Source organism: Bacillus sp. AK031 (assembly GCF_053903065.1).
In genome coordinates, this window is the sequence record NZ_CP096424.1 from 751,196 (window position 1) to 772,797 (window position 21,602).

Sequence of the window (21,602 nt, forward strand, 5' to 3'; positions counted from 1 at the left end):
CTGTGACCATGTTTTATATGTACATGAAAGGGAAAACTGTCTAATAAGATAGAGAGAACTTTTGCGTAAGCTTGTCAACTGTGATATAATCTATAATTGCGTAAAAAGGCGAAAATTTATATATAATTAGGAGTTGTTCCCATGAGTACAAAATACGAAACAGGAAACGTTGTAACAGGTAAAGTAACAGGCATCCAGCCTTATGGTGCGTTTGTTGCTCTTGACGAAAATACACAAGGACTTGTTCATATTTCTGAGATCACACACGGATTTGTTAAAGACGTTAACGAACATTTAAGTGTAGGAGATGAAGTGAACGTAAAAGTATTATCTGTTGATGAAGCTGCTGGAAAAATCAGCCTTAGCATCCGTGCGACGGAAGAGCCTCCTGCAGAAGAGCCAAAAGCTGCCGCTAAAAAGCCTAAGCAGCGCCGTCAAGGCAGTGTTAAGCCTGCTGCAGCAGCAACAGAAGCACCAACTGGCTTCAATACACTTAAAGACAAGCTTGAAGAGTGGATTGAGCAATCTGAGCGTGAAGATCTAATCAAGAAATAATTTTTCAAATGAGAATCGGCTTTTGAAGCCGGTTCTTTTTTTATGCCGTTTTTTAGAAAGAAAAGTCTGCGAGCGCGATTCTAGGTGTGAGTTATAAGAAAAAGAAAAGTCGCACCCTGAAAGAGTCGTGAACGAGGTGTGAGTTGAAAGAAAAAGAAAAGTCGCGCCCTGAAAAAACGTGAATGAGTGACGAGTTGTTTGAAAATGAAACCGCCCCTTTTTCAGGAGCGGTTTCAGAACGATAAGAGTGAACAATAGATGTCGCTACACTACTAAATTTGAATGATTCACTCCGGCCGCCCAATTTCAAACTTCTTGATGCGGTACTGCAAATTCTGCCTGCTCATGCCAAGGGCTTTTGCGGTTTTGGTGATATTAAAATCATGATGTAAAAGGGCCTTCTGAATATAATAGATTTCTGCTTCGGCCATATAGTCCTCCAGCGGTTTGATCTCTCTTTCCCCATCAAAAAGGAAGTCTTCCGCATTGCTGTCGAGTTCTTTCTCGCCGGCCAGCTGAGTCCTTTGCCTGAACTGCAGGGGCAGGTGGCTGTAGCCGATCTTTTCTTCAAATTCCATGAGGTTGAATGCGCCTTCGATGACATGCTCCAGCTCGCGTACGTTTCCGGGCCATTCATAGTGTTTGAATCGTTCAAGGACAGGCTGTTCAAGTCCTTTGACATTCATCCCGAAAAGCCCGTTGTACTTTTCGATGAAAAATTGGATTAACGGCTCCAAGTCTTCCATTCTCTCTCTTAGAGGAGGGATAAAGATAGATACGACACTCAATTGGTAATAAAGCTCTTTGCGGAGTCTGCCTTCTGAGATGGCATCTATCGGATCTTCATTTATCGTGCAGACCATCCGGCACTCTATCGGCCTTTCGTCATCAGATCCCATCCTGCTGATTTTCCTCTCCCGAAGGGCTCTCAGTAATCTCGTCTGCAGGGAAAGGCTTAAACTGTTGATCTCATCAAGGATCAGGGTTCCGCCTGCAGCCTGCTCGAACAATCCGTTCTTTTCAATGTCGCCTTCATCAGTCCCGAATAAGAGCTCTTCCATGACAGGTTCCGGCAGTGCTGAACAGTTCTGGTTGATCAAGGGTTCTTTTGCACGGGGGCTGCCGTTATGGATGCTTTGTGCAAAAAGCTCTTTCCCTGTACCGGTTTCGCCAACGATTAAAACAGGCGATGATGTTCTGGCAGCCCTTTTGCTGTTTTCCATGACTTCCTTAAAGCGCAAATCGCCTCCGATGATATGGTCAAATGTATAGGACGCCTCATCTTTCTTTGTCACATTTTCGCGGATTAATTTTTCGAGTTTCGTGACATCCCGTGCGATCTCCATTGCGCCGACCAGGGCACCTTCATGGAAAACCGGATACGTATTATTGATTGTGGTGATTTCATGTCCCTTAACGTTAAAGTACGTCTGTTTGACATTCAAGGCCGGTTTGCCTGTTCTGAGGACATCCAGCAAGGTGCTTTCTTCGCCGTAGTTGAATTGAAATACTTCAAGAAGGTTTTTATCAAGGACATCGTCAATATCCATTCCTTCTATATTCATCATCTTTTTATTGTAGATGATGGTCTTTCCATCTGAGTTAATAACATGAACGCCTGCATCTATAGAGTCTAAAACTTTCTCATAGAGATATACTAACTCTTGCATTCCGTTCACAAGCATTTGAATTCTCCCCTTTTGTGTACTGCTTCTGGATTAAATGAAAGAAAAATTTCAAAGAATCAGGTTTATAAGTTTGAAAGCCTGTTTCACAGTGTAATAGTGTAGTGTGCAAGTTAGTTTTTTAGTTAGCACTCAAGCCTTGGATGTGTTTTATGTATGATTGGAATCTTCATTACATACACATGGTGTCGGGAATTTTTTTAAAAGAATGAAAAAAAAATTAAGCAAAAGGCTTGAAAAATGCAATTATCTTTTGCATTATTATATATGTAAGGGTTTTCGGATTGCAAATATTTTTTGCGCTCGTTATCCTGCATTATAACGAAAATACTGAATTTTTATTCTAAATAAAGGGGGAAATGAAATTGATTCCGTACAAACATGAACCATTCACAGATTTTTCGAAAGAAGAAAATCAGCAAGCATTTAAAGAGGGCCTTAAGCTGGTGGACAGCTACCTGGGCCAGGATTATCCGTTAACAATCGGCGGAGAAAAAATTACGACTGAAGATAAGATCGTTTCTGTGAACCCGGCAAACAAAGAACAGGTTGTTGGACGTGTTTCTAAAGCAAGCCGTGAGTTAGCTGAAAAAGCAATGAACGAAGCGTATGAAACATTCCAGACTTGGAGAAAAGTAAAGCCTGAAACTCGTGCAGACATTCTTTTCAAAGCTGCTGCGATTGTTCGCCGCCGCAAACATGAATTCTCAGCAATCCTTGTAAGAGAAGCAGGTAAGCCGTGGAACGAAGCAGATGCTGATACAGCTGAAGCAATTGACTTCATGGAATATTACGGTCGCCAAATGCTTCGCATCGCAGAAGGCTTCAAGGTAGAAAGCCGTCCTGGCGAATACAATCAATTCAACTACATTCCATTGGGAGTAGGTGTAGTCATTTCCCCTTGGAACTTTGCATTCGCAATCATGGCTGGTACAGCTGTTGCGGCAATCGTGTCCGGTAACACTGTACTTCTAAAACCAGCTTCAACGACTCCTGTAGTTGCAGCGAAATTCATCGAAGTTCTTGAAGAAGCCGGCCTTCCGAAAGGCGTTATCAACTTCATTCCTGGAAGCGGATCTGAAATGGGAGATTATATAGTGGATCATCCGAAAACTCGCTTCGTATCTTTCACAGGCTCCCGCGATGTAGGTACACGCATCTATGAGCGTGCTTCGAAAGTGCACGACGGCCAAATCTGGCTGAAGCGTGTTATCGCCGAGATGGGCGGTAAAGATACAATCGTTGTTGATAAGGAAGCTGACCTTGAGTTGGCGGCAAAATCAATTGTTGCATCTGCATTCGGTTTCTCAGGGCAAAAATGTTCTGCATGTTCCCGAGCAATCATCGTTGAAGACGTGTACGATCAAGTACTTGAGCGCGCAGTAGAGTTGACAAAAGAATTGTCAGTCGGCGATACAACGGACCGTGAAACATTCATGGGACCTGTTAATGACCAGGCTGCATTCGATAAAATCATGAGCTACATTGAAATTGGTAAAGAAGAAGGCGAATTGATGATCGGCGGAGAAGGAGACGACTCTAAAGGTTACTTCATCAAGCCAACAATCTTTGCTCACTTAGATCCAGAAGCACGCATCATGAAAGAAGAAATCTTCGGACCTGTAGTAGCATTCTCTAAAGCGAAGGATTTCGATCAAGCTATTGAAATTGCAAACAATACAGATTACGGTTTGACTGGTGCTGTTATCACGAACAACCGTGCACATATCGAGCAAGCCCGTGAAGATTTCCATGTTGGTAACCTTTACTTCAACCGCGGCTGTACTGGAGCAATCGTTGGATACCAGCCATTCGGCGGATTCAACATGTCAGGTACTGACTCTAAAGCAGGCGGACCGGACTACTTGCTTCTTCACATGCAAGCAAAAACAACATCTGAAATGCTGTAAGCATAACTACACAATGGAGCCTTCAACAGGAGGCTCCATTGATTATAGATAAAGAAGGTTTCATCTTTTTTAAAAACGGCTTTACATTTCAACTATGGGATAATCCCGCCAAATGATGAGGAGGAAGATTAGGAATGTCAAGAAATTCTCAGTCTATTATCGAGCAAACACAAGAGTACGGTGCAAATAACTATCATCCGCTTCCGATCGTAATTTCTGAAGCTGAAGGGGTATGGGTAAAGGATCCTGAAGGAACGAAATACATGGATATGCTTAGTGCTTATTCTGCAGTAAACCAGGGTCACCGCCATCCGAAAATCATCCAGTCCTTAAAAGATCAGGCAGACCGTGTAACGTTGACTTCACGTGCGTTTCATAATGATCAGCTTGGCCCTTGGTATGAAAAAATCTGTAAAATGACCAATAAAGATATGGCGCTTCCGATGAACACAGGTGCTGAGGCGGTTGAAACAGCAATCAAAACAGCACGCCGCTGGGCGTACGACAAAAAAGGCGTGGCAGATAACCAGGCAGAAATCATTGCTTGCGAAGGCAATTTCCACGGACGTACAATGTCTGCAGTCTCTCTTTCATCAGAAGAAGAGTATAAGCGTGGATTCGGCCCGATGCTTCCGGGAATCAACCTGGTTCCTTATGGTGACATTGACGCATTGAAGGAAGCCATTACACCGAACACGGCTGCTTTCTTAATTGAGCCAATTCAAGGAGAAGCAGGAATCGTTATCCCTCCTGAAGGTTTCCTCAAGGCTGCATATGAGTTATGTAAAGAAAACAACGTACTGTTCATTGCAGATGAAATCCAGGCTGGCCTTGCCCGTTCAGGAAAAATGTTTGCATGCGAATGGGAAGATGTTGAGCCTGATATGTATATCCTTGGTAAAGCCCTGGGCGGCGGAGTTTTCCCGATCTCTTGTGTGGTAGCTGACGAAGATATTCTTGGCGTCTTCAACCCTGGTTCACATGGCTCCACTTTCGGAGGCAACCCGATGGCATGTGCTGTATCCGTTGCTTCATTGGAAGTATTGGAAGACGAAAAGCTTGCGGAGCGCTCTCTTGAGTTAGGAAAATACTTTATGGATAAGTTGAAAGAAATCGACAATCCAATGATTAAAGAGGTTAGAGGACGAGGTCTGTTTATCGGTGTTGAACTGACCGAACCGGCACGAAAATACTGTGAGCAGCTGAAAGAAGAAGGCTTGCTTTGTAAAGAAACACATGAAACAGTTATCAGGTTTGCTCCTCCACTGATCATCAGTCAAGAGGACCTGGATTGGGCTATTGAGCGCATCCAAAAAGTTCTTTCGAAGTAATAATATTAATTCCTGTAAATCATTAAGGTTTTATAAGGTTGTATGTTACAATAACAACGGTTTAGACTACACAATAAAGAGGCGAATTTTTAATGGGAGAAAACCTGAATCTGTTTACATCTACTCAACACGTAATCAATGATGCTCTAGGCAAGCTTGGCTATAATGAAGAAATGTTTGAGCTTCTGAAAGAGCCGATTCGTATGCTGACCGTACGTATTCCTGTACGTATGGATGATGGAAGCATTAAAGTTTTTACAGGTTATAGAGCTCAACATAATGATGCAGTCGGTCCAACCAAAGGCGGAGTGCGTTTTCACCCGGAAGTCGATGAAGAAGAAGTCAAAGCATTGTCCATGTGGATGAGCTTGAAATGCGGAATTGTCGACTTACCATACGGCGGCGGAAAAGGCGGAATCATTTGTGATCCAAGAACGATGTCCTTTACTGAGCTCGAAAGGCTCAGCCGCGGATATGTTCGCGCAATCAGCCAGATTGTCGGACCTACAAAAGATATTCCTGCTCCGGACGTATATACAAACTCACAAATCATGGCGTGGATGATGGATGAATACAGCCGGCTGCGTGAAAATGACTCGCCTGGATTCATTACAGGAAAGCCGTTGGTATTGGGTGGCTCACAAGGCCGTGAAAAAGCAACCGCGCAAGGTGTAACGATTTGTATCGAAGAGGCCGCCAAGAAAAAAGGCATTGATATCAATGGTGCTCGCGTTGTGATCCAAGGCTTTGGAAACGCTGGTAGCTTCCTGGCGAAATTCATGCATGATGCCGGTGCAATAGTCATTGCGATATCTGATGCTCATGGTGCTCTTCATGATCCTAAAGGTCTCGACATTGACTATCTGTTAGATCGCCGTGACAGCTTTGGAACCGTGACAACTTTATTTGAAAACACCCTCTCGAACAAAGAACTGCTTGAGCTGGATTGTGATATCCTTGTCCCTGCTGCAATTTCCAACCAAATCACAGAGGACAATGCTCACAACATCAAAGCTTCCATAGTCGTTGAAGCTGCGAATGGCCCAACTACATTTGAAGCCACAAGAATTTTGTCTGAAAGAGACATTCTGCTGGTTCCGGATGTACTTGCCAGTGCCGGTGGAGTAACCGTTTCCTACTTCGAATGGGTTCAGAATAACCAGGGTTATTACTGGACAGAAGAAGAGGTAAATGAGAAGCTTCATGAAAAACTCGTAGACGCATTCAATAATGTGTATGAGACGTCAATGAACCGCCGAGTCAACATGCGATTGGCTGCCTACATGGTAGGCGCCCGCAAAATGGCAGAGGCATCCCGCTTCAGAGGCTGGGTGTAAGATAAGGAAGCCGACCAGGTTAGTGAACCTGGTCGGCTTTTTTGTATTGAGATTTTCAGTAAGGTAATTTCTAATGGCGGCTTAGGAACGGATAAAAATCAAACCTGAGTATGAAATGCCTTTTGAGAGAGCTTAGGGACAGATAGAAATAAAAGTAGAAGGTTAACTGTCTTTAGAGCCTGCCTAAGGACAGATAGAAATGAAACTAGAAGATTAATACGGAGGCAAAGCTGAGGGATACTCACCGCCCGCCCCGCGGAGTCGTGACCCTGGAGAGGAAATCCATTCTTTTTATTCAGCCACAATCATTGCGAAAAGAGCCTTTATAAAACCAAGAACCCCATACCTGAAGCACTAATAGAAGTATAACCCGGCAAAAATGTATATAATGAAATTAATACGTCGGTACAAGGAGAGTTCAGAAATGAGCGCAATCACGATAAGGGAAAAATCACGACCAGAAATTGAAGAGGCTCTTGCTCTTCAGAAAACCTACTTTGCCTCAGGAAAAACAAGACCATTGGAATCAAGAAAAAACAGTTTAAAGAAATTGGCGCAGGTCCTTCGTGACAATGAAGCCCAAATTCTTAAAGCATTGCATGATGATCTTAATAAGTCCGAAAGGGAAGCGTACACAACCGAAATAGGCATCCTTCTCGAGGAGATCAGGTTCACCTTAAAGCATCTTGATCACTGGGCAAAACCGAAAAAGGTAAAGACAGCCCTTACTCATTTTGGGTCAAAAGGATACCGCATTCCTGAACCCTATGGTGTTTCTCTGATAATAGCTCCATGGAACTATCCGATTCAGCTGGCTTTATCTCCGCTGATAGGAGCATTGGCAGCAGGAAACACAGCTATTGTGAAACCATCTGAATTAACACCTCACACTTCACGCGTCTTGTTCCAATTGTTTGAAGAGAATTTCGACAGCAGTTTAATTTGCATTGTGGAAGGTGGAATAGAAACCAACCAAATTCTTTTGGATCAGGAGTTCGATTATATCTTTTTCACGGGCAGCGTTCCTGTCGGGAAAATTGTCATGGAGGCTGCATCAAAACGGTTAATTCCCGTTACTCTTGAATTGGGTGGAAAAAGTCCCTGCATTGTCCATGAAGATGCAGATCTTAATCTCGCTGCCAAAAGAATTGCCTTTGGCAAATTTGCAAACTCTGGGCAAACCTGCATTGCACCAGATTACCTGTTTGTTCATGAACGGGCAAGGGAGCCTTTCATCAATGAATTTAATGAAGCAGTTAAGGAATTTTATGGAGAGAAACCTTTGGAAAGTGATCAGTATGGAAGAATTGTCAATCAGCGCCACTACTCACGCCTGAAAAGTTACCTTGAAGATGGAGAGGTCATCTTTGGGGGAGGGTATAATGACGATACTCTGCAAATTCAGCCTACACTACTTAAACCGCATAACAATGAGGTTTCGGTTATGGCAGAAGAGATCTTCGGGCCCATATTCCCCATGCTGACTTATCAGCGGTTAGAAGAAGTGAAAACCTTTGTAACAAGCCGCCCTAAACCATTGGCTCTGTATCTTTTTACAGGAAATAGTGATGTAGAGAAAGACATAACACAGAATCTCTCCTATGGGGGCGGCTGCATAAATGACACGCTTATGCACATTGCAACACCCCATCTTCCGTTTGGAGGGGTGGGAGAGAGTGGAATCGGCAGCTATCATGGAGAGAGCAGTTTTTCTACTTTTTCACATTACAAGAGTGTCTTGAAGCAAACGAATCTGTTCGACTTCTCGTTTAAATACCCTAACTCGAAAAATGGCATGAAAATCTTGCGGAAGCTTCTGCGTTGATTGAGATTTTATGCGAACTTAAAAGACAAACCCGGAGTCCGGGTTTGTCTTTGTGTTTTTTATCGAGTTGGACGTGCTTCAGGAGAACTCTCTGCTTCTTCCGAAGGAGCAAACAGAAGGCCGATATTGATCAAGCCGGCGATGCCGACTAAACCATAAACAAGGCGAGCTAGTGCTGAGTCTTGTCCACCGAAGATAGCGGCAACAAGATCGAATTGGAAGAATCCTACAAGTCCCCAGTTGATTGCTCCAATAATAGTAAGGACCAGTGCGATGCGTTGAATTGTGCTCATGTTGAACCTCCTTATTGGTTAAGTACCGGTTTTTGGACAGGTACTTTTATTGAATGTTTCATTCATAGCTTGTTGTTTTTTGAAGATAATTATGCATGGCACTAAAAAAATCAGTGGGCATTATCTTTGCAAAAAGGGAACATTATATTCGATAATGAAAAGGCATATTAAAGCAAACCCGACTGTTACATACGGGGAATCAGCCAAATTGAAGGAGGGACCATGCATGAACAGTTTTACTTTTTATAATCCAACGAAATTAATCTTCGGTAAAGATGAAGTTCAGCAGTTAAAGGAAGAAATTCCTCAATACGGAAAAAAGGTACTTCTCGTTTATGGAGGAGGAAGCATAAAGCGCAATGGCCTTTATGACCAGGTAACAGGCCTGTTAAAAGAAATCGATGCAGAAGTCCATGAGCTTGCAGGGGTTGAGCCAAACCCTCGTATTCCTACTGTCAGAAAAGGCGTGGAAATCTGTAAAAATGAAGGGATTGACGTTCTGCTTGCTGTCGGCGGAGGAAGTGTCATTGATTGCACGAAAGCCGTGGCTGCCGGAGCGAAGTATGATGGAGATGCATGGGATCTTGTCACAAAGAAAGCTGTCGCAGAAGAAGCGCTTCCGTTTGGGACGGTGCTCACATTAGCGGCAACAGGTTCGGAAATGAATGCAGGCTCTGTCATCACGAACTGGGAAACACATGAGAAATACGGGTGGGGAAGCCCTGCAGTGTTCCCGAAATTTTCTATACTAGACCCACAAAACACATTTACAGTTCCAAAGGACCAAACAATCTACGGTATGGTGGATATGATGTCACATGTGTTCGAACAATATTTCCATAACGCAGAGCATACTCCTCTGCAGGACCGTCTATGTGAATCAACGTTGAAAACAGTGATTGAGACGGCGCCAAAACTACTTGGAAATCTGGAGAGCTATGAGCATAGAGAAACGATCCTGTATTCAGGAACGATTGCCTTGAATGGCATGCTGCAAATGGGCTATCGCGGCGACTGGGCAACTCATAATATTGAGCATGCTGTTTCTGCTGTGTATGATATCCCTCATGCTGGCGGCCTGGCAATCCTATTTCCTAACTGGATGAGACATAATATCGATGTTAAGCCTGAACGTTTTGCACAAATGGCTGTTCGTGTATTTGAGGTAGATCCGGAAGGGAAATCAGCAAAAGAAATCGGGCTGGAGGGTATCGACAAACTGTCTGAGTTCTGGAGCAGCATCGGAGCCCCTTCACGTCTGGCTGATTATGACATCACCGATGAAAAAATCGATGAGATGGCTGATAAGGCGATGGCAAATGGAGAGTTCGGAAATTTCAATTCTTTAAAACATGAAGATGTAAAAGCAATTCTTAAAGCTTCACTATAAAGTGAAAAGGCTGATTCCTGTGGGGATCAGTCTTTTTGTTTGGTTCTTAGGAAGGATTTCCGCTCCAGGCGTGCGACTCCGCGGGGCGTGCGGTGAGCCTCCTCGGCTTCATAAAAAGCGGAAGCGGCCGTTCAGCACCGTACGGATTGGAGGGCTCCTGCATGAGATAAAGGAAACACGACGAACATAGTGAGTCGATGTTGACTTATTGCAAGGAAGGAGACCGAAATCCGCTAGGTGCTGGCCGCTGGAGCTGGATTTGCCTGCGGGGTTACGTTCCGGTGGGTACGTAACCTTGGTCTCACCTGTCACGCTAGTCCCGCAGGAGGTCGCACGCCTTCCGCTCCAAACCAATAAATTTTAAAAATCAAGTAGGGGAAAAAAGCTTAAAACCACAATCTTTTAGAAAATAGTCTTTTTTGTTTGACCTGTTTTAAACTTTTTGTAATTGTATTCGCTTTCAATTTAGTCCTTTCTTGATTCTCTCTCCCTGTTTAGGTAAAGTTGTACTGAAGGCTGGCTGATGAGTAATCAGCTGCTGAAAGAAACATGTTTTTCTTTTAGATTTACCTGGTTTAAGAATTGAAGCAACAATAACAGAACCGATAGAAAAACAGTCAATGGAGGAATTGAATATGACACATGTACGTTTTGATTATTCAAAAGCACTTACTTTTTTCGGAGAGCATGAACTTACATACCTTAAAGATGCAGTGAAAACTGCACATACTTCTTTGCATGAGGGAACTGGAGCGGGAAGCGACTTCCTGGGTTGGATTGACCTTCCTGCCAACTATGACAAAGAGGAATTTTCCAGAATCCAAAAATCCGCAGCTAAAATTCAAAATGACTCTGATGTTCTGCTTGTCATCGGAATCGGCGGATCGTACCTGGGAGCGAGAGCGGCACTAGAAATGCTCAACCACAGTTTTTATAATGAACTGTCAGGCGACCAGCGCAAAACACCGCAAGTCCTTTTCTTGGGGAACAACATCAGTTCGACTTATATGACGGATCTAATGGATCTGCTCGATAAGAAAGACTTCTCGATTAATGTAATTTCTAAGTCCGGTACAACAACAGAGCCGGCTATTGCTTTCCGTATTTTCCGTAAAAAGCTTGAGGAGAAGTATGGTGTCGAGGAAGCGAAAACACGTATTTATGCTACAACAGATAAAGAAAAAGGCGCTCTTAAAACTTTATCAAATGACGAAGGCTATGAAACATTCGTTGTACCTGATGATGTAGGAGGCCGTTACTCTGTACTGACGGCAGTTGGCCTGCTGCCTATCGCTGTCAGCGGAACAGACATTGAAGCAATGATGGATGGTGCAGCTAAAGCACGACTCGACTTCAATACACCTGACTTGGAAGCGAACCCAGCGTATCAATATGCGGCGGTAAGAAATGTACTTTACAATAAAGGCAAAACGATTGAAATGCTGATCAACTATGAGCCTGGCTTGCAATATTTCTCTGAATGGTGGAAGCAGCTGTTCGGTGAAAGTGAAGGAAAAGACCAGAAAGGAATTTTCCCTGCGTCTGCGAACTTTTCAACAGATCTTCATTCTATGGGACAATATGTCCAAGAAGGAAGAAGAGACTTGTTTGAAACAGTCATTAAAGTATCTGAACCTCGTCATGAGCTGACAATTGAAAAAGCAGAAAGTGACCTGGACGGGCTAAATTACCTTGCCGGGCAGACAGTAGACTTTGTGAATAACAAAGCCTTCGAAGGAACCTTGCTTGCCCATACAGATGGCGGAGTGCCAAATTTAATCATTGAAATTCCTGCAATGGATGCTTACACATTTGGATACCTTGTGTATTTCTTTGAAAAAGCGTGCGCGATTAGCGGATACCTTCTTGGTGTAAATCCGTTCGACCAGCCGGGTGTCGAAGCATATAAAGTGAATATGTTTGCCCTTCTTGGAAAACCTGGGTTTGAAGAGAAGAAGGCAGAGCTTGAGAAACGTTTGAAATAATAGCAGGAAAAGCTGACATCTAAATCAGATGTCAGCTTTTTTATTACTACTTGTTCCTCCGGTGGGAATACGAGTTACCGGCCCAGTGGAAAAGGGAAACGCAAAAAACTCACTGGCCCGAAAAGCGAGTAATCGGCCCAATGAAAAAGGGAAACGGCAAACTCACTGGTCCGAAAAGCGAGTTACCGGCCCAATGAAAAAAGAAAACGGCAAACTCACTGGCCCGAATAGGGAGTAATCGGCCCAATGAAAAAGGGAAACGGCAAACTCACTGGTCCGAAAAGCGAGTAATCGGCCCAATGAAAAAGGAGAACGGCAATCTCACTGGCCCGAAAAACGAGTTATTTTATCAAACGAATAAGGAAATGAAGAATTTATGATTTATCCCGCCCACTCTGGGAAAAACTAACCGAAAAGAAAGGAGTGGGTTGGGATGATTGAACTTCCTTCTAAATTGGAGGGGCAGCATTTTCAGCTGTATAAGCTGGAGCAGCAGCTAAAGCCGTTGGGATATGACATTGGCGGTAACTGGGATTATGACCATGGTTACTTTGACTATAAAATCGATGATGAGGTCGGATATCAATTCCTGCGCCTGCCGTTTGCCGCGGTGGACGGCCAGCTCGATTCCAGAGGAGCCACTGTAGAATTCGGCAGACCTTTTTTACTCTCTCATAAATATCAGCGGGGACTTGATGACCATGCATCAACCGGCACTTTCTCCGGGACGACAAACCAGTTCTCTGAACCCCAGGACCCGGACGCAAGCTTCCCGGAAGAGTATGTTTCTGTTGGGGTTGAGCTTGTTAAAGAACTCGAAGATCAATTGCTGACTTGATTCATGAACCATTGCCTTTTTCGGTTGATATTACAAGAAGGCCATCATCTGAATTAATAATCGTTTCCAATGGAGGGTTCACTGTCGTGTTCTCTCCTTTTTTTATCCCCAATAGGATGATGTTTCTGCTCAGAAGGTTGCTGCTCAGCTCATTAAAGGTTTTGTTTATCCATTCGTCAGCTGCTGGAATGACTTTCAGGTTGTTCCCTTTTAAGTGGTTTAACAGTTCTAATATAGTCGCACTCATCCCTTTTGATAAAATGCTGTCCATAATGATATAACTGGTTTGTTTATTTGTTTGAATTACTTCATCAGCGCCAGCTCTTTCGGCGTTGGCGATATGGTCGCTGGTCAATATTTCAGCAACGCAATAAAGTGAAGGATTAATCCCTTTCATCGCCAGCAGCGTCATCACTGAATTCATGTCAGCATCGATTTCATTCTTGTTTTGGTCGGCGGTAACGACAGCAATGGAGGCTGATTTTACCCCTGCTTTCACCAAAACTTCGTCCCGGAACGCTTCTCCTTTTATAAAATGGATATAATGATTTTTATATGGATTTTCCTTTAAGGTATTGTCAACCAATGTTATATAATGCTTGCTGTCCAATGCAGACAGCTGTTCAATAATTTCCCTTGAACGCTCATTCCATCCGACGATAATCGTGTGGTCCTTCCCGTTGAAGGTTGCCCGTCCTTCTATGTAGGCGTTCTGGTTTGTAACTGTCGAGGTGGCCAATGTAATGAAATATGTAGTCAGGAACCCAGCTCCTAAAAGAATTAATAGTATTGCCATAACTCTGCCGGTTGTCGTCAATGGAACATAATCCCCGTATCCGACAGTGGAAGTGGTGATGATCGCCCACCAGATTCCATCAAAAACAGTCGGGAAATTTTCGGGTTCAATCAAATGGATAAGGACTCCAAAAGCAGAAATAGCCCCGAGTGCAATTATTAAGGTCCTGGCCAGAATCGGCCATCTCAAAAATCGCTGATAAAAAGATACACTCATATGAAAACTCCTTTCCCACATTCCTATACATTATTCCCCATTTACATAAAAATAAAAGGAACTCCCCGAAGAAGAGAGTTCCATAAGCTTATTGTATTTCAAGTTCCTTTATCTTTTTAAAATCATCCAAGTTGTACGCATGGATTTTCTCAGGAGACAGAGTATAGAGACTGTCATTAATATAAAGGATTCGCTGGATCTGCTTTTCCCAGCGTTCATAAATCTCATTTTCTTCTTTTGGATTGGTCAATTTAGCTTTTTGGACGATCCCATTCTCAGGAGTGATTTCATAAAAAAGTGCACCCTGGTAATCGAAAACCTGCTCATACATACTGCCTTCTTTTTCATGGTAGACGGAAACCGGGAAACCGTACAAGTTTTTCTCTTTATGCTGAAATAGTGCTTTATGGTCATCTAGCAGATAAGAATGGGTACCTCTTCCTCCGATAATCTCGGTATCCTGTTCTTTTGGATTGGTGAAATCGGTAATGTCAAAAAGCGATATTTTCATGCCGGCAGTCAGAACACGCGGTTCACTATTCGGCATTTTATCATCTTTGACAAGCTTGGTGTCAAAGCCGAAGCCGATCAAATGGTTTTCATCCAAAGGATGGAGGTAGCTGCTGAAACCGGGTATTTTCAGTTCGCCGAGAACCTCCGGTGAATAAGGGTCGCTCGTATCAATCACAAACAGCGGATCCACCTGTTTAAAGGTGACCATGTAGGCTTTGTCGCCCATGAAGCGCACTGAATAGATTCGCTCGCCCTTGGCAAGGTCTTCAACTTGGCCGATATGCTTTAAGTTTTCATCGAGAATATACAAGTTGTTAGTGGATGGAGTGTTTTCATCACCCCAGCTATTCCCTTTCGTTGTCGCAATTCTGAAGTTTCCTTGATGCTCATCCATGGAAAATTGATTTAAGATCGTTCCATTGACAGACGCCATAGAAACAAAATGGATGTCCGTATTGTTGATATTGAACTTATATACTTCTGTATCAGCGGAATTCCAAGCCATTTCGGTTGTGTAATTGTACTTGGAAACAGCCATATAGAGATTTTCTTTAGACATATAAATCTGATGGCCGCTACCAAGATAGGATTCTACATTGATTTGTGCCGAGGGCTCTTCAAGATCAATCGCCGCAAAAAGCGAAAAATTTGTTTCTGTCGATTGAGGCATATATTTAATATCACCATAATTTATCGCCACGGGCTCATCGTCTCCCATGCTGTCGGTGATGCGCGGGCGAAGGTCAGCCGTATCTTTGTTTTCGAGAATCCAGTAGTCAGGGAAGTGATTGGCAACAAGATAGACGAAAGAACCGACTTTTCTGGCAGCAACATAACTGCCTTCCATACCGAATTCCCTTAAGAGTTCTGGATCTTTTTTATCCTTAACATCATAAATGAAAGTCTTCATTAGCCCATGGATCGGCATAATGGATTCCTGTACAGACTTTGTTTCTTTTTCAAATGTCCTTTTACGATCGTCATACCAGCTGTTTCCGATGACAACCAATTTATTATCCTGTAAAAATAAATGTTGGGGTGAAAAATTATGTTCAAAAGAGATAGAAGAGACTACTTCGATGTCATCGACAGGGTTGGCTTTCGTAATGACAAGCTTCTGTGAGGCAATCTGATAGATGTACGTTCCGTCGGTTTTTACGATATCCGCTTCATCCACTCCCTGCACCTGATTATTGGTTGTGCTATGGTCAGAGTTTGAAGTACCAGCAGACTCTGTCGCCATTTCCGCGTCATTGGACATCGCTCCGTCTTCAGCAGATTCCGTTCTCGCCCCATCAAAAATTCCAGAGAACTTCGGCCTGTTTTCCTTTTCCCGTTTAATTGCCGACTTGAAATACTCAGTCAATTCTTTATGGGACTGAACTTCCGGCAGGGTCGGCACAACTGCGAATTCAACGGTCTTATCTCCACGGACCGGAAAGCCCAGCGTTGACTTGACCTCTGAAGAGATATACAGGGTGAAGTATTCCGTATCGGTTGAATATCCTTCTTCAGGAGGGTGAATGGTTACGTTTTTCCGGTCATCACTGATATCCACCTCAACCGGAATTCTGTCCCCCTCATTATTTTTGATATAAAAGGAATCGTCACTTATCTCATTCAATGGCTCTGAGAAACTCAAATTCCAGGTTTTATCTGATAGGACTATACTTCTTTCGTTGCCTTGTACTCCGGTTTCGACAGCGGGCTGTTTCCAGTAAACAAATACAGCGGCTGTAAGGACTATCAAGAAACCTATGGCAGCGTACCACCTCTTTTTCATCATCTTCACTCCATTCCTTTTACTGTTATGGAAGTAGACGAAGATGAAACAAGAATGTTACAACATAGGAAAAATAACCCTCTAACGGACTTTGGCGATGATTCCATTATGAACTTTAATATAGCCGGACTTCAGTATATCGAGTCCATTTTCATACATATACATGCCCATTTGTTCCACGGTCATTAATTCACGGTAAGTATGGTTCATGACATCGGCAAAGATATTGTAGTATATTCGCGACCTGACTTGATTTCTCGGAGTGGTCATAATCACATAGCCATTGGGCTTAAGAAACTTCCGATGCCACTCCACTACCTCCGGCTTATATTCATCAGGGAAATGTTCCAACAGCCCGACTGACAAGACAATATCAAATTCCTTGCCATAAGAAAGATTGCGGATATCATCGACTACATATTCAACATGAAGGTCATCTTTATAGTAGACCTTAGCTTGTCCGGTGTGGGGGTTTTCTCCGAGAAATGGGTAAGAGTCAGGGAAGTGTTCAAACCTTGTTGTTTTGCAGTATTCATCGTAATCGACCATCACGACTTTGGCACCAGGATACATTGCTGCAAGCTGCATCGCTTCGTACCCTTCTGCCGCACCGAGGAAAAGAATTTTGGGTTGAGAAACCTCCAGGCCTTCAAACAGGGCGCGTTTTCCGCGTGGATCCCAGATGCCGTCCTGAATCCGGTGAACATAATTCCATAATTGAATCCGCACAACATCCCCAATTGCAGACTTGATCTCAACAGGTTTAAACGATTTGAGGCTGTCCATGAATTTCTCTTTTTCTTTCTCTTTCTCAAGCGGGACATCCTTTGAGAACCATTCATGAAACGATTTATTGAAGTATTGCCACGAAGTATTGGCACTCATCGGCTTGCCATGCTCTTCTTCGTACCGCTGCCTGTCACTCGAGTAGTTTTTCACTTCAAACGGACGCCCGACATCCTTCCAGGATAGCAAAGACCAATCACTCACTGTGTTCACTTTTACAAATTTGTTATATTCCTTTTCTGAAAAACGGCGCAAATCCATTCTGAAATTCTTTTGTAATTCACTTGTCCCGATATGGGACTCATCAAAAGGCTTCGGTTTTTCTGGCAATGCTTCTGCTTGCAGCATAAATCCTCCTTCTTATTAAAAATCAGAATTTTCTTTCATTATAAGAGGTGGAGAAAGCGTTTTCAATAGGGGGTTCAGTAAACCTTAAATTAAAGATAGAATTTTTTAAAAAACTACTTGATAAAATAATCTAAACTTTATATAATAAAAAGCATCGCAACATCATATTATGGGGCATTAGCTCAGCTGGGAGAGCGTTTGGCTGGCAGCCAAAAGGTCAGCGGTTCGATCCCGCTATGCTCCATACCTAACAAAAAAGCTCAATCTCTTTATTTAAGAGATTGGGCTTTTTTTATACAATGTTAACGGACTGACAGTTGGAGTCATAGATTAATGGATTAATCATTGAGGGGGTTATTAATGAAAAAAGAAATGATGATTGAAAGGCTGATAACAATTGACGAAAGCCTAGAAGACCTTACTGACCTGTTAATCAGAGCAGTAAACGACGGGGCAGCCATTGGATTTTTACCTCCGCTTGATTTTCCCTTGATTTTGCCGCTAAAGCGGTTGTATTTTCCAGGATATTTGGAAGCATAACTAAAAGGGCTGTTATTAATATTAAATAGTGTATTTTCTTTAATTTGTCACTAATCAGATGGAGGAAGATATTACTATACTTGTCTGTCTTACTCTATGCCTTATTAAATGCTAAAATAGAGATACTAATAATATTTTAGAATAGTTTGAAATCTAAGTATAAATTAATCTTTAATGGCAGGTGTAGCATCAACGTGTATAGACAAAAAAAGGCTTATTTTATCATACCTGCTCTTCTGGCTGCAGGATTCCTTCTGATTTTATTGTTCAATTCAAGTCAACCTATACAAGAGAGTGTAAAGGCGCAAACGTCTGTAAAGGAACAGGTCGAGGAGACAGACATGGAAAAGGCAGCTGAAGAAGAGGTACAACCAGAGACAGAGAAAGTAGAGGAAAGTGAAGAAAAGGCAGCCTCTTTCACAGAAGAAATTAAGTTGAACGTCAGAGAAGTACTCGAGGTTGCCGTCAATTTATTTAAAAAGGATCTTAAGATTGTGTCAATCGGTGATTCCCTTACCCAAGGGGTTGGTGATGAGACCGAGAGCGGGGGCTATGTCGGAATACTAAACCACACGTTTCAAGACAGTAACCTTAAAATATCTATAGAAAACTTCGGAAAAAGAGGAAACCGTACAGATCAATTGCTGAAAAGGCTGGACAATAGTGACATTGCCTCTTCCGTTAAACAGGCTGATGTCGTCTTAATCACCATCGGCGCCAACGATATAATGAAAATTGTTAAAAATAATTTCACTGATCTTAAATTAGAAACCTTTCAACAGGAACGAGAGGGATATATAGAAAGGTTAAGAACCATCTTATATAAAATAAATGAACTCAATCCTGATACAAAAGTCTATTTAATAGGGTTTTATAATCCATTTGAAGGTTACTTTGGCGATATAAAAGAGTTGGGCATGATCATGGACAACTGGAATGATGCGGGTAAATCCGTTACAGAGGAATTTGATAATGTGGATTATATACCAATTGCTGACGTGTTCCAGGATACCAAACTGCAATTATTAGCAGAAGATTATTTTCATCCCAACACCAGCGGCTATAAACTGATGGCAAAGCGCATCATCGATTATGTTGAAGAAATCGGTATTGAAAAAGATGCTGCTGAAGTAGGTAACCAATAAAATACAAATTCAAAAAGTTCAATCTCTTAAGGGGATGGGGCTTTTTTTATGCTGAAAAAGGTTTCTGTGTGAACGATGTGCTTTGAAAATAGATATATTATTCAACTTTTGTTATCCCCTTTTTCAAACAATGACAATGGACTCCAAGATCAATGCAAGTTTTTGATCCTGTTACTGCATTTGTCACAAGTAATTTCATGAACACTTCGAAAATGTATCTTTTTCATCATTTTCTTTTCGGAATCATAGAAATGGCTGTATTTATATCCGCATTCAGCAGATGTTTTATCTTTTATGGCATGAATGACTTTTTGGACTTCGCTTGCAACGGTTGGAAATAACATATTGTCTTTCCCCTTTCCATTTAAAAGAGAATTTGAGTCCTTTTTTTGAAACTCTAATGAAAGTATGATCTATATATTGGTGCAATTCATCATCATGATCTGTAAGTCCTGTCTGGGTTATTCCTTCTTCTGACAGTCTGCCCCGTCTCATACATATTCTTTCAGCCTGAGAAATTTTTAGCGAAGTGTCATAAACTCTAACAATAAGCGTCTAATAAGCGAGAACGAATACGGGGGATAAAAAATGTTTAACAGAGCCGCGATTATTTCCGAATGGTTCCGCCAGTACAGTCATGATGTCTTTGACTTTCTGGTTTATTACACAGGTTCACTTGATGTGGAAGACCTTGTTCAGGAAGTTTTTATAAAAGCATTTAAGGGGTTGAAATCCTATAAGGGCCAATCCAAACCAAAGACGTGGTTATTCAGTATTGCACGCAACGTAGCAATCGATGAGGCCAGGAAACGAAAAAAGAAATTCTGGCAAGCAACTGTGCCGTTTGATGAACGGCTTGGACCCAATGATGGAGAGACGCCGGAGAAAATTCTCCATCAAAATGAGGAAAAACAAGAATTATACAGATCAATCCGAAAGCTGAAAAGCAGCTATCGTGATGTAGTGCTATTAAGAGGGATTCAGAATCTTTCTGTTGCGGAGACAGCTGAAGTACTAAATTGGAAAGAAGGCAAAGTCAGAACAAACTATCATCGAGCCTTAAAATCATTAAGGAAACAGGAAGGGGGGACAGCAGATGACGAATAAGGATATCAATCGGGTGGAGAGAAATCTCCGTGATTTCCCATCTCATAAATTGAGCCAGTCAAGCGAGCAAACCATTTATAAAGGATTGATGGAAAATGTTGCTGAAATTGAACGCCGGGAGAGAAAAGCATACACCAGGAAAAAGGCGGCTGCAGGTTTTGCGGGAGTGGCAGTTCTTGCGTTATTTGTAGTATTGGGGCTCACAACAAATTTGGCGGATCCGCCATCTGATAGCAATAACATAGAGAGCATGGAAGAAGCGGTACCGGAGCAGCCAATTCAGGAGACCGCCGAGTTTAATAAAGAAACAGCAAAAGAAGTAATGGCGGATTATAAACAAGCATATCTAACCGTAGTCGAAGCAGCTGACCCTTCCGGAGACATTACAAGTTTTGCTGAAAAAGAAGATATCATCAGCCATTTATCAGAAGCAATGTCTGATGAACATGCCTCAGAACTAGTGGATTCCTATTTTAAAGAAGCGGATGGGAAACTGCACTTGGTTTCCAAAGACAGTCCTGTGTGGCTTTTGGAGGAGAAGGATTTTCAGATTAAGAGAGTAGATGACAGACACTACATGATCATCCAGGAGCGGGAGAATGAACTGTTGGGGCATAGACGGATGGTTTATCATTCACAGATAAGGCAGGGAAAATGGGTCATTACCAGTGTCGAATCCTTACAGGAGCCGGAAGCATCCATTCAGGAACAGGCGCTGACAGTGATTCAGGCTATAGCTGAAAAAAATATGGATATAGTAGCAGAGCATGTTCATTCAGATAAAGGACTGCTGTTTTCACCTTCCGTTAATATTAATGAAAATCCGGTCATCTTTGAGAAAGGTGATATAGGAAGTCTTCTTAATGCTGACAGTGTGTATACTTGGGGACATTATGATGGAAGTGGGGAGCGAATGGCTCTGACCCCCGGGGCGTATTTTGAAGAAGTGCTTTATGCCAAACCATATCAGGACTATGATGAAGTCCTTGTTGACACGTTTGAGCCACGGGGTAACACCAGAAACAATCTTAAAGATGTTTTTCCTGATGCTAAAGTAGTTGAATTCTATTTGTCAGGATCAGAGGAATATGATGGGATGGACTGGGCAAGTTTGAATCTTATCTTCGAGAAGGATGAAAATGGAGTTTGGAAACTTACGGGGCTTGTGAATGACAAGTGGTCGATTTAGGGTGATAGTGAGAGAACTTCTGAGTGATGG

General features: G+C 42.5%; 18 protein-coding genes and 1 tRNA gene. 13 read left to right on the forward strand and 6 right to left on the reverse strand.

Annotation, left to right across the window (positions count from 1 at the left end; genetic code table 11):
* The first annotated feature begins 141 nt into the window (after positions 1 to 141).
* Complete coding sequence (gene yugI, locus M1E09_RS03590; RefSeq protein WP_456273517.1) at positions 142 to 555, forward strand: S1 domain-containing post-transcriptional regulator GSP13; 414 nt, start codon at positions 142 to 144, stop codon at positions 553 to 555.
* 287 nt (positions 556 to 842) lie between these two features.
* On the opposite strand, the gene M1E09_RS03595 is transcribed toward yugI, so the two are convergent.
* Positions 843 to 2,240 carry a sigma-54 interaction domain-containing protein gene (locus M1E09_RS03595; protein WP_456273518.1) on the reverse strand — a complete coding sequence of 466 codons (1,398 nt, stop codon included), beginning with the start codon at positions 2,238 to 2,240 and terminating at the stop codon, positions 843 to 845.
* A 359-nt stretch (positions 2,241 to 2,599) separates the two neighbouring features.
* On the opposite strand from M1E09_RS03595, the gene pruA reads away from it, so the two are divergent.
* The 4 genes from pruA to M1E09_RS03615 all read left to right on the forward strand — a co-directional run bounded on the left by pruA (position 2,600) and on the right by M1E09_RS03615 (position 8,643).
* The gene (gene pruA / locus M1E09_RS03600; protein ID WP_456273519.1) at positions 2,600 to 4,150 is read left to right on the forward strand and encodes an L-glutamate gamma-semialdehyde dehydrogenase; all 1,551 of its coding nucleotides are present in this window, start codon (positions 2,600 to 2,602) and stop codon (positions 4,148 to 4,150) included.
* 134 nt (positions 4,151 to 4,284) lie between these two features.
* Positions 4,285 to 5,481, forward strand: a complete 1,197-nt coding sequence (locus M1E09_RS03605) for an ornithine--oxo-acid transaminase (protein WP_456273520.1) — start codon at positions 4,285 to 4,287, stop codon at positions 5,479 to 5,481.
* Between the two features lie 92 nt (positions 5,482 to 5,573).
* Entirely contained in the window at positions 5,574 to 6,818 is a 1,245-nt protein-coding gene (locus M1E09_RS03610; RefSeq protein ID WP_456273521.1) for a Glu/Leu/Phe/Val family dehydrogenase, read from the forward strand.
* Positions 6,819 to 7,242: 424 nt separating this feature from the next.
* The gene (locus tag M1E09_RS03615) at positions 7,243 to 8,643 is read left to right on the forward strand and encodes an aldehyde dehydrogenase (RefSeq protein ID WP_456273522.1); all 1,401 of its coding nucleotides are present in this window, start codon (positions 7,243 to 7,245) and stop codon (positions 8,641 to 8,643) included.
* 59 nt (positions 8,644 to 8,702) lie between these two features.
* On the opposite strand, the gene M1E09_RS03620 is transcribed toward M1E09_RS03615, so the two are convergent.
* The gene (locus tag M1E09_RS03620; protein ID WP_456273523.1) at positions 8,703 to 8,936 is read right to left on the reverse strand and encodes a DUF378 domain-containing protein; all 234 of its coding nucleotides are present in this window, start codon (positions 8,934 to 8,936) and stop codon (positions 8,703 to 8,705) included.
* 226 nt (positions 8,937 to 9,162) lie between these two features.
* On the opposite strand from M1E09_RS03620, the gene M1E09_RS03625 reads away from it, so the two are divergent.
* The 3 genes from M1E09_RS03625 to M1E09_RS03635 all read left to right on the forward strand — a co-directional run bounded on the left by M1E09_RS03625 (position 9,163) and on the right by M1E09_RS03635 (position 13,149).
* Positions 9,163 to 10,326, forward strand: a complete 1,164-nt coding sequence (locus tag M1E09_RS03625; RefSeq protein WP_456273524.1) for an iron-containing alcohol dehydrogenase — start codon at positions 9,163 to 9,165, stop codon at positions 10,324 to 10,326.
* 635 nt (positions 10,327 to 10,961) lie between these two features.
* On the forward strand, positions 10,962 to 12,311 hold the full coding sequence (locus M1E09_RS03630; RefSeq protein WP_456273525.1) for a glucose-6-phosphate isomerase: 1,350 nt from the start codon (positions 10,962 to 10,964) through the stop codon (positions 12,309 to 12,311).
* 433 nt (positions 12,312 to 12,744) lie between these two features.
* The gene (locus tag M1E09_RS03635; protein ID WP_456273526.1) at positions 12,745 to 13,149 is read left to right on the forward strand and encodes a YugN-like family protein; all 405 of its coding nucleotides are present in this window, start codon (positions 12,745 to 12,747) and stop codon (positions 13,147 to 13,149) included.
* Position 13,150: 1 nt separating this feature from the next.
* On the opposite strand, the gene M1E09_RS03640 is transcribed toward M1E09_RS03635, so the two are convergent.
* From M1E09_RS03640 to M1E09_RS03650, 3 genes are all read right to left on the reverse strand, one after another.
* Complete coding sequence (locus M1E09_RS03640) at positions 13,151 to 14,161, reverse strand: potassium channel family protein (protein ID WP_456273527.1); 1,011 nt, start codon at positions 14,159 to 14,161, stop codon at positions 13,151 to 13,153.
* 88 nt (positions 14,162 to 14,249) lie between these two features.
* On the reverse strand, positions 14,250 to 16,460 hold the full coding sequence (locus tag M1E09_RS03645) for a beta-propeller domain-containing protein (RefSeq protein WP_456273528.1): 2,211 nt from the start codon (positions 16,458 to 16,460) through the stop codon (positions 14,250 to 14,252).
* Between the two features lie 78 nt (positions 16,461 to 16,538).
* Positions 16,539 to 17,591 (reverse strand): class I SAM-dependent methyltransferase, encoded by a 1,053-nt coding sequence (locus M1E09_RS03650; protein WP_456273529.1) that lies wholly within the window; start codon positions 17,589 to 17,591, stop codon positions 16,539 to 16,541.
* Between the two features lie 171 nt (positions 17,592 to 17,762).
* Between M1E09_RS03650 and M1E09_RS03655 the strand changes: the two genes are divergently transcribed.
* From M1E09_RS03655 to M1E09_RS03665, 3 genes are all read left to right on the forward strand, one after another.
* A tRNA-Ala gene (locus tag M1E09_RS03655) sits at positions 17,763 to 17,835 on the forward strand.
* 116 nt (positions 17,836 to 17,951) lie between these two features.
* A complete protein-coding gene (locus M1E09_RS03660) occupies positions 17,952 to 18,131 on the forward strand; it encodes a hypothetical protein (RefSeq protein WP_456273530.1) in 180 nt (59 codons plus the stop codon).
* 194 nt (positions 18,132 to 18,325) lie between these two features.
* Positions 18,326 to 19,276, forward strand: coding sequence for an SGNH/GDSL hydrolase family protein (locus M1E09_RS03665; protein WP_456273531.1), 951 nt, complete (start codon positions 18,326 to 18,328; stop codon positions 19,274 to 19,276).
* 149 nt (positions 19,277 to 19,425) lie between these two features.
* Here the strand turns inward: M1E09_RS03665 and M1E09_RS03670 are convergent, their stop codons facing one another.
* On the reverse strand, positions 19,426 to 19,620 hold the full coding sequence (locus M1E09_RS03670) for a hypothetical protein (protein ID WP_456273532.1): 195 nt from the start codon (positions 19,618 to 19,620) through the stop codon (positions 19,426 to 19,428).
* A gap of 244 nt (positions 19,621 to 19,864) precedes the next feature.
* Here M1E09_RS03670 and M1E09_RS03675 point away from each other — a divergent pair, with 244 nt between their 5' ends.
* Together M1E09_RS03675 and M1E09_RS03680 are read left to right on the forward strand one after the other, a co-directional pair.
* Positions 19,865 to 20,383, forward strand: a complete 519-nt coding sequence (locus tag M1E09_RS03675) for an RNA polymerase sigma factor (protein WP_456273533.1) — start codon at positions 19,865 to 19,867, stop codon at positions 20,381 to 20,383.
* Complete coding sequence (locus tag M1E09_RS03680) at positions 20,373 to 21,572, forward strand: hypothetical protein (RefSeq protein WP_456273534.1); 1,200 nt, start codon at positions 20,373 to 20,375, stop codon at positions 21,570 to 21,572. Before M1E09_RS03675 ends, M1E09_RS03680 begins: the two co-directional genes overlap by 11 nt.
* Positions 21,573 to 21,602 lie beyond the last annotated feature (30 nt).